The organism is Caballeronia sp. RCC_10 (assembly GCF_041360715.1).
Classification (GTDB): Bacteria; Pseudomonadota; Gammaproteobacteria; order Burkholderiales; family Burkholderiaceae; genus Caballeronia; species Caballeronia grimmiae.
Window position 1 is genome coordinate 549766 of sequence record NZ_JBFUPT010000001.1, and the last position, 17669, is coordinate 567434.

Below are 17669 nucleotides of genomic sequence, written 5' to 3' on the forward strand. Positions count from 1 at the left end.
TCCGATATGAGGGCGGTTCAAACCTTTTCAAGAGCCGATGCCGATGCGCTTCGCTAAGATGCGCATCCCGAATCATCAACCCGACCGATATGCTTGCGCCGCACCCGCCCGACCGACGCGCCCGTCTGCTGACGCCGAACGAAATCGCGATCGCGCGCCTCGTCTTCCGCGATGCGATCGACTATTCGACCGTCCGCGTCCACGCGCGGCCGTATCTGCCGTTCGGGCTGCAGCCCGCGCACACCGCGATGGCCCCGAACGGCAGCCTCTATTTCCCGCCGGCCTGCCATCAGGATGATTTCGCCGCCTGCGGCATCTCCGATCAGATGTGGTTCATCCACGAGATGACGCACGTCTGGCAGTTTCAGCTTGGCTATTGGGTGCGCACCCGCGGGGCGATCCGCATCGGGCTGAATTACGGCTATACGCTCGGCGCGGGCAAGCGCCTGTCCGACTACAACATGGAAGCGCAAGGCAACCTGCTCGCGGACTACTTCGCGCTGCGTTTTTGCGACGCCCAGAGCCGGCTGTACGAACAGCGTTACCGCCACACGCCCGATGCGCTCGCGCTCTATGAAACCGTGCTCGCGTATTTCATCGACGCGCCGTCCGATCGCCGTCATCTGCCGAAACGCCGCGGCGCGCGACTTTCTCCAGATGGCTCACGATGAGCGCGGGCAGCGCCGGATCGCCGCAATTGGCGATATTGAAGCGCATCCACGTCGTCGGCGACTGCTGCGGTGAAAACAGGCTGCCGGGCGTCAGCAGAAAGCCGGCTTCGTGACCCGCCGCCGCGAGGCCTTCGGAATCGACGCCGGCATCGGCCCATAAGAACATGCCCGCGTCGGGCGTCGTAAACAGCCTGAGGCCGGTCTTTTCCAGCATGCGCGCGGTCTTGTCGCGCACGCCGTCGAGCCGCACGCGCAAGCGTTCGACGTGCCGCCGGTAATGCCCCTCGGTCAGCACCTTGTAGACGACGCGCTCGTTCAGCTCCGGACTCGTCATGCCGACGAGCATCTTCTGGTCGGCGAGCGCCTTCGCCACGTCCGCCGATGCCGCGATATAGCCCACGCGGAGATTCGCCGCCAGCGTCTTCGAGAAACTGCCGAGAAAGATCACGCGCTTCAGTTGATCGAGCGATGCGAGGCGCGTCGCGGGATAGCCCGTCGGGCAAAGATCGCCGTAGACATCGTCCTCCACGACGATGAAATCGTATTGCTGCGCAAGTTGCAGGATGCGGAACGCCTGCGCGGCCGTCAGCGACGTACCGGTCGGATTGTGCAGCACCGAATTGATGATGAGCATCTTCGGCCGCCACGTCGCGACGAGCGTTTCGAGCGCGTCGAGATCGGGGCCATCGGGCGTGTACGGCATGCCGACGAGCCGCGCGCCCTGCGACGCGAAGCGCCCGAACATCTGAAACCACGCGGGATCGCCGACGATCACCGCGTCGCCCGGCTTCACGTAGAGCCGCGCGATCAGGTCGATGGCCTGCGTGATGCCCGACACGAGCACGAGCTGCTGCTCCGACGCGCCGATCTCCAGTTCCGCGAGCCGCGTCTGCAATTGCTGGCGCAACGGCAAAAATCCTTGCGGCGTGCCGAAGCCGAGCATCTGCGCGCCGGAAAGCCGGCTCATCGAGCGCAGCGCATTCGTGATGAGTTCGCCGTCCAGCCAGCGGCCCGGCAGGTAGCCGAGGCCCGGTCCCTTTTCGGGACTCGCCGTATGCAGCATGTTGCGCAGCAGCCAGACGACGTCGATGGCGCTCTGCACCGGCTCGCTCTGCGCCGCCACGCCCGCCGCCGGCGACGCCGACACGATACGGTCGCGCACGTAAAAGCCCGAGCCGCGCCGCGAGTCGAGATAGCCGTGCGCGACGAGCCGCTCATAAGCCTCGACGACGGTGAAGCGCGACACGCCCTTGTCGACGGCGAGCTTGCGGATCGACGGCATGCGCATGCCGGGGCGAAACACGCGTTCGTCGATACGCCGCCGGCCCCATTGAACCAGTTGATCGACGAGCGTGAGTTGCGTGGCGTCGTGCGGGGCGGGAATGAGATCGAGCGGGACGGACATGGCGGTTCCTCGCGGGTTCCGGATGAGCGGTGCAGAGGCGCCATCGGCTGACGAACTGTACCGAATCCAATCTGGCCGATTGTACCGTTACTGTTCTGGTCAGTACCGTTACATTTTCTGTTCCGGCGACCGCCGGCAACGCTTCTCGCCCCGGTTGGCGAACGGTTATGCTAACGCCCCGATTTCGCTCCATCCGTTGACCATGACCGCTCATCCTTTGACACTCGACCATCTCGTGATCGCCGCGCGCACGCTGGACGAAGGCGCGCAGTTCGTCGCCGCGAAGTTCGGCATCGAGTCGGAGCCCGGCGGCGCGCATCCGGTGATGGGCACGCACAATCGGCTGCTTGGCCTGTGGGGCGGCGCATACGTCGAAGTGATCGCCGCCGATCCGGCCGCCGCGCCGCGCGAAGCGCCTCGTCCTCGCCTTTTCGCGCTCGACGATCCCGCGATGCAGGAACGCCTCGCGAGCGGCCCGCAACTCGTGCACTGGGTCGCGCGCGTGGACCGGCCGAAGTCGCTCACGCGCTGGCGCGAGCAGTATCCGGAGCGCATCGCGCCGGTCGTGGCGATGTCGCGCGGCGGCAATACTTGGAACCTCACCGTTCCCGACGACGGGGCATTCCCCGCATGGCGGGCCGCCGGCGATGGCGTGCTGCCGTCGCTGATTCAGTGGGACACGCCGCGCCATCCGGGCGATGCGCTTCCCGCCACCGGCATTGCGCTGCGCGCACTGACGGGCTTCCATCCGAACGCGGATGTCATCGCGGAGCAGCTTGCGTGGCTCGGGGCGTCGCATCTGATGCGCGTCGAATCGACGGCGGGCGCGCCGGTGCTCGTCGCGGAATTCGAACTGCCGGACGGCTCGACGCTGACGCTCGGCGAAGCGGCGGAAGCCGCAGAAGCCGCGCGGCGCGCGCAGCAGGACGTCGCCAAGCGCCGCCGCGTCAAGAGCAAGAAAATCGAGGATGCGCAGGCGGAACCCGAACTGCCGCTTTCACACGACACACCCGACTGAGCGCCCGGCGCGCTGCAATAAAAAAAGGAGACGCCGCATCATGAAGACCCGCGAAACCGAAGGCATGCTGCTTGGCCTGATCGGCGTCGTCATTTTCAGCCTGACGCTGCCGATGACGCGCATCGTCGTGCAGGAAGTGCATCCGCTTTTGAACGGCCTCGGGCGTGCGCTCGTCGCGGCGATTCCGGCCGCGCTGCTGCTCGCGTGGCGTCGCGAAAAGCTGCCGACGTGGCCGCAGGTCAAGAGCCTCGGCGTCGTCGCGCTGGGCGTGATCATCGCGTTCCCGGTGTTTTCCGCCTGGGCGATGAAAACCGTCCCCGCCTCGCACGGCGCGGTCGTCAACGGCCTGCAGCCGCTGTGCGTCGCGATCTACGCGGCGTGGCTTTCGCACGAACGGCCGTCGAAGGCATTCTGGGCGAGCGCGGTGGCGGGCAGCGCGATCGTCGTCGCGTTCGCGTTGCAGGCGGGCGGCGGCGGTCTTCAGGCGGGCGACCTGCTGATGCTCGTCGCGGTCGGCATCGGCGCCCTCGGTTATGCGGAAGGCGCGCGGCTCGCGCGTCAGATGGGCGGCTGGCAGGTCATCTGCTGGGCGCTCGTGCTGTCCGCGCCGTTTCTGCTGCTGCCGGTCGGCTGGCTCGCGTGGGCGCATCATGCGGCGCATCCGGAGCCGCTCGCGCTGCGCACCTGGCTCGCGTTCGGCTACGTGACGCTCTTCTCGCAGTTCATCGGTTTCTTCGCGTGGTATGCGGGCCTCGCGATGGGCGGCATCGCCCGCGTCGGCCAGGTGCAACTGCTGCAGATCTTCTTCACAATGGCGCTCTCCGCGCTCTTCTTCGGCGAGCACGTGAGCGCGTCGACGTGGCTGTATGCGGCGGCCGTCATCGTGACCGTCGTGCTCGGCCGCAAGACGGCGGTGCGCGCCGCGCCGGCGGTGGCCGCGACGCCGGCAGCGCATCCGGTGACGGCCGCTCGCCACGCCAAGTGACGCAGTGACGCGCCCGGGCGATAATCGTTGTTTGCGCGTCCCTCGTCACGCGATACCCAGAACCAAACCCAGAGACAACCGAGGCACTTCATGAATCAAGCCGATCTCCGCGCCACGCCGTGGCAACTTTCCGAACGCGCCCGCAAGCTCACCAGTTCGGCGATTCGTGAAATCCTCAAGGTCACGGAACGGCCCGAAGTCATTTCTTTCGCGGGCGGGCTGCCCTCGCCGGCGACGTTTCCCGTCGAGCAGATGCGCCACGCGTCCGAGCGCATCCTGCGCGATCAACCGGCGGCCGCGCTTCAGTACAGCGCGACCGAAGGCTTCATGCCGCTGCGCGAATGGGTGGCCGCGCGCTATTCGGTGAACGGCGCGACCATCCGCCCGACGCAAGTGCTCATCACGACCGGCTCCCAGCAGGCGCTCGATCTGCTCGGCAAGGTGCTCGTCGATCCGGGCAGCCGTGTCCTCGTCGAAACGCCGACCTATCTTGGCGCGCTGCAATCGTTCTCGATGTTCGAGCCCACCTACGTGCAGGTACCGACGGACGAATCCGGCCTGATTCCCGAACGGCTCGATGCCGCGCTCGTCGCGAACGCGCGCCTGCTGTACGCGCAGCCGAATTTCCAGAATCCGACGGGCCGCCGCCTGCCGCTCGAACGCCGCCGCGCACTCGCCGCGTTCGCAAGGAAAGCCGCGTTCCCCGTCATCGAAGACGATCCCTACGGCGCGCTCGACTACGCCGGCGCCCCGCTTCCGACGCTGCTCTCGATGGCGCCCGATCACATCGTGCATCTCGGCTCGTTCTCGAAGGTGCTCGCGCCGGGCTTGCGCGTGGGCTACATCATCGCGCCCGAGGAATTGCACTTCAAGCTCGTGCAGGCGAAGCAGGCCACCGACCTGCACACCCCGAGCATCACGCAGCGCATCGTGCATGAAGTCGTGAAGGACGGCTTTCTCGACGAGCACGTGCCGACCATCCGCGCGCTGTATCGCGATCAATGCGCGGCGATGCTCGCGGCGCTGGAACGTCACATGCCGGCGGGCGTCGAATGGAACCGGCCGGAAGGCGGCATGTTCGTGTGGGTCAAGCTGCCGCAGCAAATCGATTCGATGAAGCTGCTGGAGCAATCCATCGCGCAGAACGTGGCCTTCGTGCCGGGCGGCCCCTTCTTCGCGAACCAGGCCGAACACAACACGATGCGCCTCTCCTTCGTCACGGTGCCGCCCGCGACGATCGACGAAGGCGTCGCGAAGCTCGGCGCGCTGATTCGCGCGAGCCTCTGAATCTCTGCAACGCAATCAAGGAGCAACGATGGCATCGAACGTGTATGACAAGCTGAAGGAACTCGGCATCGAATTGCCCGTCGCGGGCGCGCCGGCCGCCGCCTACGTGATGAGCGCGCAAAGCGGCAACACCGTGTATCTGTCGGGGCATATCGCGAAGAAGGACGGCAAGGTGCACGCGGGCAAGCTCGGCGCGGACATCGCGACCGAGGAAGGCAAGGCCGCCGCGCGCAGCGTGGCCATCGACCTGATCGCGACGCTGCATGCACACACGGGCGACCTGAACCGCGTGAAGCGCGTCGTGAAAGTGATGAGCCTCGTGAACTCGACGCCCGATTTCACCGAGCAGCACATCGTGACGAATGGCGCATCGGAGCTGATCGCGGAAGTCTTCGGCGATGCCGGCAAGCACGCGCGCTCCGCATTCGGCGTCGCGCAGATTCCGCTTGGCGCGTGCGTCGAAATCGAGCTGATCGCCGAAGTGGGCTGAGCGCCGCGGCATCGATTCCAGCGAAACCCGACGTGTCCGCGCGTCGGGTTTTTTTTGACCCGTCCCTTTCTTGCGCATGACCCTATCCACTCGCACCGTCCGCTTCAAGCAGGTCGATGTCTTCACGTCCGTTCCGTTCAGAGGCAACCCGCTCGCCGTGATCTTCGACGCCGACGACCTCACGACCGAGCGCATGCAGGCCATCGCGCGCTGGACGAATCTGTCGGAGACGACCTTCATCCTGCGCCCGACCGATCCGCGCGCCGACTATCGCGTGCGCATCTTCACGACGGCGACGGAGCTTCCTTTCGCCGGGCATCCGACGCTCGGCACGGCGCACGCGCTGCTCGAAAGCGGTTATGCGCCGAAGACACCGGGCACGCTCGTGCAGGAGTGCGGCGTCGGGCTGGTGACGCTCGCGAAGCGTGCCGACGCGCAATGGGCGTTCGCCGCGCCGCCCGCACGCATCGCGCCGCTCGACGACGATCAGCAAAAGCGTCTCGCCGATGCGGTCGCGCCCGTCGCCATCGATTTCAGCGCGCCGCCTTGCGCGGTCGACAATGGCGTGCCGTGGCTCCTCATCCGCTTGGCGGACGCGGCGCAATGCCTTGCGATGACGCTGTCGCCCGCCGCGCGGCAGGCGCTCACCGCGCTCGTCGCGGAAGTGGGCACGCATGGGATCGTCGTCTACGGTCCGCACGACGGCGGCGCGCCCGCGACGTTCGAACTGCGCACGTTGCTGCTCGGCGCGGAGAACATCGAGGATCCGGTCACCGGCAGCGCGAATGCGGCGCTGGCCATGCTCCTGACGGCGCAAGGCAAGCGCCCCGGCGATGCCTACACCGTGCGTCAGGGCACGGCGCTCGGTCGCGATGGTCGGGTCAGCATCGCCTACGACGATCGCGCGAACGGGGCGCCGGTGTGGATCGGCGGCGATTCCGTGACGGTCGTCGACGGTACTTTCCGCTTCTGAAACAATGACCTGCGTGCGCAGGGCGTAAACCCCGACGCCGCGCCGTTGCCCTTCCTTAATTGGTGCGCCTTCAGTACTATCCGAACATTGGGGACCGGATGACAAGCGCGGCGGGCGGCGATCGGTATGAATCGCCACCGGCACAATCAAGGCGTCATCACCCGAACGCAATCCCGCGAGCGCGCCAGCCGGATGGGCGCGGCATCAGGTTTCCCGGTCCCAAGGCGCGCAGACTACGCTCGATTGATCCGTTTCGGGGAACGCCTCAGCACATGCATCACCCTTTACATTTCGCGCGGTCGCCGGCACGGCGGGCGCCGTGCGGCGTTTTTACTTCAGGCGCTTTATGAAGCGTGCGCGCTCCCACGCAGCAACCGATTCCCGCGCGAGCGCCCCGGCCATCCGGCGGCGCCGCGCGCTGCTCGCGATTCCGGTGCTCGGCACGCTCGTGCTCGGCTTGCTGTGGGCGGTGATCTTCGCGCGGCTGTCGGTCGAGCGGGACGCGACCACGCATGAGTCGACGGCCTCCGCCGCCATACTTTCTTCGGCGCTCGAACAGCACACCATCAAGGCGATCCATCAGGTCGATCAGATCACGCGGTTCGTCAAGTACGAATACGAGAAATCGCCGGGCGACTTCGATCTCGCCGCCACCGTCGACAAAGGCGTCGTGCAAAGCGATACGCTCGTGCAGGTCTCGCTGATCGGCGCGAACGGCAAGCTGGTCGCGAATACGTCGGACCGGCGGCCGAAGCCGATCGACTTGTCGGATCGCGAGCACTTCAGGGTGCACGTGCATTCCAACGACGACCTGCTCTATATCAGCCGCCCGGTGCACGGACGCCTCTCCGGCAAATGGACGCTGCAGATCACGCGGCGGCTCAATCATCCGGACGGTTCGTTCGCGGGCGTCGTCGTGGTCTCCGAAGATCCGACTTACTTCACCAACGACTTCTACAACGTCGCGTCCATCGGGCGCGAAGGCGTGATCGCCGTCGTGTCGGACAACGGCGCGGTGCTCGCCCGCAGCGCGGGCGGCACGCTGACCGAAAGTCGGTCGCCCGGCGCCGTTACGAAAGGGAGCACGCGGAGCGACGCGGCGCCCGCTCAGGCGGAATTCAGCGCGAGCGGCGTCTACCCCACTTCGGGCCACGCGTCGGGCATTTACGTCGATCCGATCGACCACGTGAAGCGCATCGTGTCGTACCGGCATATCGACGGCTATCCGCTCGGCGTGCTCGTCGGGTTGTCGGAGCGCGAGGAGTTCGCCGACTATCACCACACGCGCAACGTCTATCTGCTGATGGCGAGCTTCATTTCGCTCGCGATGCTCGGCTTCTTCGCGGTGGCAACGGGCCTGATCGGCAAGCTGCTCGGCCGCGAACGCGAGATGACGCATCTCGTCGAATACGACTTGCTCACCGGCCTGCGCAACCGTTATTCGACGCTGCGCGCGTTGCGGCACGACGTGGCGCAGACCGAGAACATCGGGCGGCTCGCGCTGCTGTTCATCGACCTCGACAACTTCAAGACCGTCAACGACACGCTCGGCCACAACGCCGGCGACATCGTGCTGCAGATGACCGCCTCGCGCCTCGCGGAGACGGTGGGCAGCAGCGGGACCTTGTCGCGGATCGGCGGTGACGAGTTCGTGGTCGTCGTCAAGGGCGACGATGTCGAGCAGCGCGCCGTCACCCTCGCCAACGACATCGCAACGATGTTCGCGACGCCCTTCGACGTGCGCGGCAGCGCATTCGTGCTGCATGCGAGCATCGGCATTGCGCTGTTTTCCGTGTCGAACGAAAGTGAAATCGACCTGCTGAAGAAAGCGGACCTCGCGATGTACAGCGCGAAGGACGCGGGCAAGAACTGCTATCAGTTCTATTCGCCGCAGTTGTCGCATCGCGCGGATCACCTGATGAAGTGGGAGCAGCAACTGCGCGTCGCGCTGACGGAGGAGCAGCTGTTCCTCGTGTATCAGCCGAAGATCGATCTGGCGCGCCGCTGCATCACCGGGTTCGAGGCGCTCGTGCGCTGGAACCATCCGCAGCACGGACTGATACCGGCCATCGAGTTCATTCCGGTGGCGGAATCGACGGGGCTGATCGTTGCGGTCGGCGATTTCGTGATTCACACCGCGTGCGCGCAACTCGCCCAATGGCAGCGCGAGGGTTATTCGGGGCTGTCGCTCGCGGTGAACATATCGGCGGTGCAGTTCTGGCGCGGCGATCTGCTGGAGACGGTCGCGCGCGCGATCACGTCGAGCGGCATTCCGCCCGACAAGCTCGAACTCGAGATCACCGAGACCGTGATGGTCGAATATCCGGAGCTGGTGGAGGAGAAGATCGCTGCGCTGAAGCGGCTGGGCGTGCGCATCGCGCTCGACGATTTCGGCACCGGATATTCGTCACTGTCGTATCTGAACCGCTTTTCGGTCGATACGCTGAAGGTCGACCGCTCGTTCATCCAGGCGATTCCCGAAGACCGCAGCGTCTGCGTGATGGTATCGGCGATCGTGAATCTCGCGCGCTCGCTCGGGCTGACGGTCGTCGTCGAGGGCACGGAGCGCGAAGAGCAGATCGCGTGGCTGGCGGCGCTCGGGCCGGTGGAAGCGCAAGGCTTCCTGTTCTCCCGCCCGGTTCCCGCCGATGGCGTGCAGGCCCTGCTCGACCGCTTCGGCGTCTGCGGCTGGCCGGTCGGACGGACGGCGCGCGGGCGCAAACATCCCGCGCTCAGCGACGAGCGCGGCGGCTGATCGGCGTCTGTCGCGGCTGCGCTCAGAAGCCGCGGGACATGACCGCTGTGCCGATCGTGACGATCCCCAACACGAGATTGACGACGACCAGCCGCCGGACGGTGCCGACGGCGCGTGCGCCATCGGGCCAGTTCTGCGCCTGCACTGCGCGGCGGATGCGCGGAAACACCCCGAAGCGGATGTGCCCGAAGATCAGCATCATCACGATGCCGAGGCCCGCCATCGCGTGAAGCGGCCAGGCCGCGTGACCGCCGCCGAATTGCGCGAGCAGGAAGCCGCCGGTGAGCAGGATGACGATGACCGCGCCCGCGACCCAGTTGAAGAAGCGCGCGAACACGGCTTCCCAAAGCGGCAGGCGCAGCTGCGGCGCAAGATCGCCGAGCGCGGGACGCAGGCAGAAATGCGCGAAGACCATCCCGCCTATCCACACGGCCACGCCGAGCAGGTGAAGGTAAAGCGCGGCTTCGATGGCTTTGGTCATGGCAGTTCCGGGGAATCGATGTGACGGATGAAGGTTGGGCGTTCGACTAGGGTGCGGGCCGTCAGTTCCTGGGGAATGTGATTGCGGATGTGAAGAAGGCGTTCGGTCGGCGGGGCGCGGCTCTTTGGACCTCCGGTGAAATGGAGGCGGCCGATAAGAAACCCGCCCTATGCGCAGCACCTGCGACCGTGTCGGGCAGACTACCGCGCGCTCCGGTTTTGAGCTTTTTCCGATGGCGGGGAGCAAAACGGGTACGTTTCAATCGCTGGTCGAATCCATTCAGTAATCAATAAGGAAACCGAAGGATGAGAGACGTGACCGGGCGTGACATATTTGCCCGCGCTGCGCTTCTCGCTGACGATTACCACGGCACGTCCCTATTCCGCGACTGAACCGCCGCATCGAACCCAAAAAAAACGCCTCGCAACTCCCGCTGCGAGGCGCTTCCTCGACCGCAAACCCCTACCCCTCAAATACCGGCCGCATCTCACTGACCTTCAACGTCGTATCCGGCACGCGTCCCTTTCTCGCCCGCTTGCCAATATGCAGTTGCAACTGCGACCCCGCAAGCTTCTCGTCCCTCACCTTGCCCCCGCGTCCCGTACCCGTCAGCACGACGCCGCGCGAATCGATCGCCAGCGCCTGGCGCAGCGTTTCCTTGGGATCGAGCGCCATCAGCGTGACGCCGCGTCCGCCGCCCGACAGCGTCTTCATTTCGTCCATGCCGAACACCAGCAGGCGGCCCATGCTCGACAAACACGCGACATGAGTCGCGCCCGGCACGACCGGCATCGGCGCGAGCGGCGTCGCGCCCTCGTCGATCGTCATGAACGCCTTGCCCGCCTTCACGCGGCTCACCATGTCGCCGATCTTCGCGATGAAGCCAAAGCCATTGCTCGATGCCAGCAACAACGGCTGATCCGCCGATGCCGCAAAGTAATGCAGCAGATGCGTCCCCGATCCCAGTTCGATCAGCGACGTCACCGGCACGCCATCGCCACGCCCGCCCGGCAGCGCCGCAACCGGCACCGAGTACACGCGCCCATTGCTGCCCCACGCGACGAGGGTATCCGGCGTGCGCGCCTGAAATGCCGCGTAGAGGCTGTCGCCGGCCTTGAACGTGAAGCCCGCGGGATCGAGCCCGTGTCCCTTCAGCGCGCGCACCCAGCCCCGTTGCGATACGACCACCGTCACCGGCTCATCGACGACACGCGCTTCGAACGTCGCGCGCGTCGCCTGCTGAATCAGCGTGCGCCGGTTATCGCCGTACTGCTTCGCATCGGCTTCGATCTCCTTGATGAGCAGCCGCTTCATCGCCGCATCGCTGTTGAGCAACTCTTCGAGCTTGGTCTTCTCGTCGCGCAACTCCGAAAGCTCCTGCTCGATCTTGATCGCTTCGAGCCGCGCCAACTGGCGCAAACGGATTTCGAGAATGTCCTCGGCCTGCCGGTCCGACAGTTTGAAGCGCGCGATCAGCGCCTGCTTCGGCTCCTCGGCTTCGCGGATGATGCGAATGACTTCATCGATATTCAGGAAGACGATCATTCGCCCTTCGAGAATATGGATGCGGTCGTTCACCTTGTTCAAGCGATGCTGCGTGCGGCGCGTCACCGTCACGAAGCGGAAGCCGACCCACTCGTGCAGGATCTCGACGATGCCCTTCTGCCGTGGCCGGCCATCGGCGCCGATCATCACCAGGTTGATCGCCGCATTCGATTCGAGGCTCGTATGCGCGAGCAGCGAATTGACGAACTCCGTCTGATCGATACGGCTCGACTTCGGCTCGAACACGAGGCGCACCGGCGCATCCTTGCCGGATTCGTCGCGCACGGTGTCGAGGAGACCCAGCAGCGTCTGCTTGGTCTGCAACTGGTCGGGCGTGAGCGTCTTCTTGCCGAGCTTGATCTTCGGATTCGTCAGTTCCTCGATTTCTTCGAGCACCTTCTGACCCGACGTATTCGGCGGCAGTTCGGTGATGACGAGTTGCCACTGGCCGCGCGCGAGGTCTTCGATCTTCCAGCGCGCCCGCACTTTCAGGCTGCCGCGCCCGCTTTCATATGCAGCGGAAATCTCCGCCTGCGACGAGATGATCTGCCCGCCGCCCGGAAAGTCCGGACCGTTGAGCTTCTCCATCACGCTCGCATGGCCGAGCTTCGGATCGCGAATCATTGCAACGGCGGCAGTGGCCACTTCGCGCAGATTGTGCGACGGAATCTCCGTCGCGAGGCCGACCGCGATCCCCGATGCCCCGTTCAGCAGCAGAAACGGCAAGCGCGCGGGCAAGAGCTTCGGCTCTTCGAACGAGCCGTCGTAATTCGGCATGAAATCGACCGTGCCCTGATCAATTTCATCGAGCAGGAGGCGCGCGATCGGCGTGAGGCGCGCCTCGGTGTATCGCATGGCGGCGGCGCCGTCGCCATCGCGCGAGCCGAAATTGCCTTGCCCGTCGATGAGCGGATAGCGCATCGAGAAGTCCTGCGCGAGACGCACGAGCGCGTCGTACGCCGACTGATCGCCGTGCGGGTGATACTTGCCGAGCACGTCGCCGACCACGCGCGCCGACTTGACCGGCTTCGCGGTGCTCGCGAGGCCCATCTCGCTCATCGCGTAGAGAATGCGGCGCTGCACGGGCTTTTGCCCGTCCGATACATCCGGCAGCGCGCGGCCCTTGACCACGCTCACCGCATAGTCGAGGTACGCGCGTTCGGCGTAATCGCCGAGCGTCAGTTGTTCGCCGTCCGGTGCGGTCTGCGCGGCGAAGAGATCGTCTGTGATTCCCATCGAATTTCCGTTCTTGAAGCGTTGCGTCGGTTAAGCGTCAGATATCCGCTTCGACTTCGTTGCCCTTCTCTTCGAGCCAGCTTCGGCGCGATGCCGCTTCGCCCTTGCCCATCAGCATCGTCATGCGCGACACCGTGAGATCGAAGCCGAGATCGCCGAGGCCGACCGGCAGCAGGCGGCGCGTGTCGGGGTTCATCGTCGTGTCCCAGAGCTGTTCCGCGCTCATTTCGCCGAGACCCTTGAAGCGGCTGATGCTCCATTGCGTCTCGCGCACGCCGTCCTTGCGCAGCTTGTCGAGGATCGCTTCGAGCTCGCCTTCGTCGAGCGCATAGAGCTTTTGCGCGGGCTTCTTGCCGCGCGCCGGGGCATCGACTCGAAAGAGCGGCGGACGTGCGACGCACACATGGCCGCGTTCGATCAGTTGCGGGAAATGCTTGAAGAAGAGCGTGAGCAGCAGCACCTGAATGTGCGCGCCGTCGACGTCCGCGTCCGACAGGATGCAGATCTTGCCGTAACGCAGATTCGACAGGTCGATCTGATCGTCGGGGCCATGCGGATCGACGCCGATCGCCACCGCGATGTCATGCACTTCGTTGTTCGCGAACAGCCGGTCGCGCTCGGTTTCCCACGTGTTCAGCACCTTGCCGCGCAACGGGAGGATCGCCTGAAACTCCTTGTCGCGGCCCATCTTCGCGGACCCGCCCGCCGAATCGCCCTCGACGAGGAAGAGTTCGTTGCGCGAAATGTCCGTCGATTCGCAATCGGTCAGCTTGCCCGGCAGCACGGCCACGCCCGAGCTCTTGCGCTTCTCGACCTTCTGGCCCGCACGCGTGCGAGCCTGCGCCTGGCGGATCACGAGTTCCGCAAGCTTCTTGCCGTATTCGACGTGCTGATTGAGCCACAACTCCAGCGCCGGCCGCGAGAACGAGGACACGAGCTTCACGGCATCGCGGCTATTGAGACGTTCCTTGATCTGCCCCTGGAACTGCGGATCGAGCACCTTCGCCGACAGCACGAACGACACGCGTGCGAACACGTCTTCCGCAAGCAGCTTCACGCCCTTCGGCTGGAGGTTGTGAATTTCGACGAAGTTCTTGACCGCCTGAAAGAGGCCGTCGCGCAAGCCGGACTCATGGGTGCCGCCCGCGGGCGTCGGAATCAGGTTCACATACGATTCACGCATGAGCGGCCCTTCCTCGCTCCACGCGACGACCCACGACGCGCCCTCGCCTTCGGCAAAGGTCTCTTCGGTGTTCTTCGAGCTTTCGGCGTAGCGTTCGCCTTCGAAGAGCGGAATCAGCAGTTCGCCGCCGCCCATGCCTTCCAGCAGATAGCCGCGCAAGCCGTCTTCGTACTTCCACGTCTGACGCTCGCCGCTCTTCTCGATGACGAGCGTCACTTCGACGCCCGGCAGCAGCACCGCCTTCGAGCGCAGGAGCCGCTGCAATTCACCGAGCGGCAGATTGGGGGAATCGAAATATTTCGGGTTCGGCCAGGCGCGCACGCGCGTGCCGGTCTTCTTCTCGCCGCGTTCTGCGGAGCGCACGGTGAGCTGCTCGATGACATCGCCGTTGGCGAACGCGAGTTGCGCGACCTTGTTGTCGCGCCAGACCGTGACTTCGAGCCGTGTGGCGAGCGCGTTCGTCACCGATACGCCGACGCCATGCAAGCCGCCCGAGAAGGTGTACGCGCCGCCGGCGGCCTTGTCGAACTTGCCGCCCGCGTGGAGGCGCGTGTACACGATCTCGACGACCGGCACGCCTTCCTCGGGATGCAGGCCGAACGGAATGCCGCGGCCGTCGTCTTCCACCGACACGGAGTTGTCCGCATGCAGCGTGACCATGATCTGCTTGGCGAAGCCGCCGAGCGCTTCGTCGGACGCGTTGTCGATCACTTCCTGAATGATGTGCAGCGGATTCTCGGTGCGCGTGTACATGCCGGGCCGCTGCTTGACCGGCTCGAGCCCTTTGAGCACCTTGATCGATGCTTCGCTGTAACCGGCCGCCTTCGCGCTCATGGTGCGCTTCATGGGGACTGCTTCGGCCGCACTGGATTTTTTCGTGGACATAGCTGAACGTTGGTCCGGCATCGATGAACGCGCGGGAAAGGTCACTGTGCGTCTGCCCGGATGCCGGGAAATGCTTGATCGAATGCTCGATGATTGCGTGACGAAGCCGGCGTGAACGGACTGGGTCGCATGCACGGGCCGCGCCGCGCTAGGAGAATAGCGGTTTTCGCGGGCCGCGCCCATCTTGACGGCGGCCCCGAAGCCGTGCAAGCCCGGCTTACTTGCGCTTTGCTTCCAGCTCTTCCCATCGTTCCAGCGCGACGAGCAGTTCGTCTTCGATCGCCGCGTGACGCTCGGACAGCCGCGCCCCTTCCTTCGCGTCCGTGGCGAAGATCGAGCCGTCTTCGAGTTGCGCGCCGATGCGCTTCTGCTCCTCCTCCAGTTCCGCAATACGCCCCGGCAGCGCTTCGAGCTCGCGCTGTTCCTTGAACGACAGCTTCACCGTGCGTTGCGCGTTGCGCCCCGCTGCACTGTCCTTCGGCGCGTCTTCCTTCGGCGCTTCCCGGGCGGTTTGCCGCGCCGCCTCCTCCGCGATGCGATCCGAACGTTCGCGCTGAATCTGCCAGTCCGAGAAGCCGCCGACATACTCGCGCCACTTGCCGCCGCCTTCCGCCGCGAACACCGAAGTGACGACGTTATCGAGAAACGCGCGGTCGTGGCTCACGAGCAGCACGGTGCCGTCATAGTCCGCGAGCAGTTCTTCGAGCAGTTCGAGCGTGGGAATGTCGAGGTCGTTGGTCGGCTCGTCGAGCACGAGCACGTTCGCCGGACGCGCGAAGAGCCGTGCCAGCAGCAGGCGATTGCGCTCGCCGCCCGACAGCGACCGCACCGGCGAGCGCGCGCGTTCCGGCGCGAACAGGAAGTCGCCGAGATAGCTCATCACGTGCTTCTTCACGCCGTTCACTTCGACCCATTCACTGCCGGGACTGATGGTGTCCGCAAGCGACTTGTCGAGATCGAGTTGCGCGCGCATCTGATCGAAATATGCGGTCTGGATGTTCGTGCCAGTGCGAACGCGGCCTTCGTCGGGCTGAAGTTCGCCGAGAATCAGCTTGAGCAGCGTGGTCTTGCCCGCGCCGTTCGGCCCGACGAGACCGACCTTGTCGCCGCGCATCACGGTGGCCGTGAAGCTGTCCACGACGGTGCGCTCGCCATAGCGCTTCGTCACATCGGTCAGTTCCGCGACGATCTTGCCGGACTTCTCGCCCTGCCCGACATCGAGCCTTACGTTGCCCTGCACGTTGCGGCGTTCGGCGCGTTCGTTGCGCATTTCGACGAGCCGCGCGATGCGTCCGACGCTGCGCGTGCGCCGCGCCTCCACGCCCTTGCGAATCCACACTTCTTCCTGCGCGAGCAGCTTGTCGAACTTGGCCTGCTCCACCTGCTCGACTTCGAGCTGCTGCGCCTTTCGAATCTGATACGCGCTGAAATTGCCGGGATACGACAAGAGGCGTCCGCGATCCAGTTCGACGATGCGCGTCGCCACGCGATCCAGGAACGCGCGATCGTGCGTGATGAAGAGCAAGCCGGTGCGCAAGGTGACGAGCAAATCCTCCAGCCAGCGGATGCCTTCGAAGTCGAGATGGTTGGTCGGCTCGTCCAGCAACAGCACGTCCGGCTGCACGACGAGCGCCCGCGCCAGCGCGACGCGCTTTCTCATGCCGCCGGAGAGCGAGCCTGCGCGCGCGTCGCCGTCGAGGCCGATCTGCGCGAGCGTCGTCGCCACGCGCGTGCGCCAGTTCCAGGCGTCGCGCGTGTCGAGCGCGGACTGCAGCGCGTTCATGCGGGCGAGCAGCGCGTCGTGCTCCGCGCCTTCGGGCGTGTCCGCGAGGCGATGCGCGACGCTGTCGTATTCGTCGAGCAGCGAGCGCGCATCGGTGAGACCGGAGGCGACGACATCGAACACGGAGGCGTCGAGATCGAACTCGGGTTCCTGGGGCACGTAGACGGTCGACAGCTCGTTCTGGCGCGTGACGAGACCATCGTCGGGCGCAGCGAGCCCCGCGACGATTTTCAGCAGCGACGACTTGCCCGCGCCGTTACGGCCGATCAGTCCCACGCGCTCGCCCGCTTCGAGCGAGAAATCCGCGTGATCCAGCAATGCGACGTGACCGAACGCAAGCTGTGCGTCCGTAATGGAATAAAGCGACATGGGGATGAATGCGAACGAACGGTGAACGATACGCCAGTCATGGCGATACCGTGGAAGCGGCCATTGTACCGATGTTGACCGGCGCGTCCGGCCGCTTCTCTGCGCATCGGCCGAATGGCCGATGCCTCGCGGCTACTTCACGTGAACCTTGATCGTCTGCGCCATCTCCGGCCCATACGAGCGATGCGCGCCGTCGCCGAACTGCATCGTCAGCGTGTGGTCGCCGGGCGGCAGCTTCACGTCGGCCTCGGTCTGGCCTTTGCCGTAGTGAAGCGACGTATCGCTGGCCGGAATCACCGTGCCCTTGGGCAGCGGGCCGCTGTCGATCAGCAGATGATGATGGCCCGTGCCTTCGGTCATCGTGCCGGCCGGCGCGATCTTCATGCCTTCGACGGCGAACTTGACGTGAACCGGACTGGTGACGGTCGCGCCGTCCTTCGGCTCGACGAAGCTGACGTGCGATTGCGCGAGAGCCGCGCCCGGGAAAGCGGTGAGCGCGAGCGCGCCCGACAGCGCGGCGGCGGAAAGCATGTTCTTGAGCATCGTATTCTCCTGGTCGATGGCAACCACAAACCGCGACCAAGCATACACCGCTCCGCGCGT

General features: G+C 65.4%; 13 protein-coding genes. 7 read left to right on the forward strand and 6 right to left on the reverse strand.

The annotated features are described in order from the left end of the window. Positions 1-89 precede the first annotated feature (89 nt). Positions 90-671, forward strand: a complete 582-nt coding sequence (locus AB6804_RS02585) for a Rhs element Vgr protein (RefSeq protein ID WP_370885106.1) — start codon at positions 90-92, stop codon at positions 669-671. On the opposite strand, the gene AB6804_RS02590 is transcribed toward AB6804_RS02585, so the two are convergent. Beyond that, the gene (locus AB6804_RS02590) at positions 595-2076 is read right to left on the reverse strand and encodes a PLP-dependent aminotransferase family protein (RefSeq protein ID WP_370885107.1); all 1482 of its coding nucleotides are present in this window, start codon (positions 2074-2076) and stop codon (positions 595-597) included. The two genes, AB6804_RS02585 and AB6804_RS02590, sit on opposite strands and share 77 nt — an antisense overlap. A gap of 202 nt (positions 2077-2278) precedes the next feature. Between AB6804_RS02590 and AB6804_RS02595 the strand changes: the two genes are divergently transcribed. The 6 genes from AB6804_RS02595 to AB6804_RS02620 all read left to right on the forward strand — a co-directional run bounded on the left by AB6804_RS02595 (position 2279) and on the right by AB6804_RS02620 (position 9584). Continuing rightward, positions 2279-3094, forward strand: a complete 816-nt coding sequence (locus AB6804_RS02595) for a VOC family protein (protein WP_370885108.1) — start codon at positions 2279-2281, stop codon at positions 3092-3094. 40 nt (positions 3095-3134) lie between these two features. Next, positions 3135-4079: a DMT family transporter gene (locus tag AB6804_RS02600; RefSeq protein ID WP_370885109.1), complete on the forward strand. Its 945-nt coding sequence runs from the start codon at positions 3135-3137 to the stop codon at positions 4077-4079. Between the two features lie 90 nt (positions 4080-4169). Beyond that, a complete protein-coding gene (locus AB6804_RS02605) occupies positions 4170-5366 on the forward strand; it encodes a PLP-dependent aminotransferase family protein (RefSeq protein ID WP_370885110.1) in 1197 nt (398 codons plus the stop codon). Positions 5367-5394: 28 nt separating this feature from the next. Continuing rightward, positions 5395-5856, forward strand: coding sequence for a RidA family protein (locus AB6804_RS02610; RefSeq protein WP_035960744.1), 462 nt, complete (start codon positions 5395-5397; stop codon positions 5854-5856). A gap of 76 nt (positions 5857-5932) precedes the next feature. Then, positions 5933-6829, forward strand: a complete 897-nt coding sequence (locus AB6804_RS02615) for a PhzF family phenazine biosynthesis protein (RefSeq protein ID WP_370885111.1) — start codon at positions 5933-5935, stop codon at positions 6827-6829. A gap of 346 nt (positions 6830-7175) precedes the next feature. Continuing rightward, on the forward strand, positions 7176-9584 hold the full coding sequence (locus AB6804_RS02620) for a putative bifunctional diguanylate cyclase/phosphodiesterase (protein ID WP_370885112.1): 2409 nt from the start codon (positions 7176-7178) through the stop codon (positions 9582-9584). A 22-nt stretch (positions 9585-9606) separates the two neighbouring features. Here AB6804_RS02620 and AB6804_RS02625 read toward each other — a convergent pair whose 3' ends face one another. From AB6804_RS02625 to AB6804_RS02645, 5 genes are all read right to left on the reverse strand, one after another. After that, positions 9607-10065 carry a CopD family protein gene (locus tag AB6804_RS02625; RefSeq protein ID WP_370885113.1) on the reverse strand — a complete coding sequence of 153 codons (459 nt, stop codon included), beginning with the start codon at positions 10063-10065 and terminating at the stop codon, positions 9607-9609. A 462-nt stretch (positions 10066-10527) separates the two neighbouring features. Beyond that, the gene (parC, locus tag AB6804_RS02630; protein WP_370885114.1) at positions 10528-12846 is read right to left on the reverse strand and encodes a DNA topoisomerase IV subunit A; all 2319 of its coding nucleotides are present in this window, start codon (positions 12844-12846) and stop codon (positions 10528-10530) included. 37 nt (positions 12847-12883) lie between these two features. Next, on the reverse strand, positions 12884-14863 hold the full coding sequence (locus AB6804_RS02635) for a DNA topoisomerase IV subunit B (RefSeq protein ID WP_370885405.1): 1980 nt from the start codon (positions 14861-14863) through the stop codon (positions 12884-12886). Positions 14864-15131: 268 nt separating this feature from the next. After that, positions 15132-17066 (reverse strand): ribosomal protection-like ABC-F family protein, encoded by a 1935-nt coding sequence (gene abc-f, locus AB6804_RS02640; protein ID WP_370885115.1) that lies wholly within the window; start codon positions 17064-17066, stop codon positions 15132-15134. Positions 17067-17198: 132 nt separating this feature from the next. Then, entirely contained in the window at positions 17199-17609 is a 411-nt protein-coding gene (locus AB6804_RS02645; RefSeq protein WP_370885116.1) for a DUF4399 domain-containing protein, read from the reverse strand. Between the last annotated feature and the right edge of the window lie 60 nt (positions 17610-17669).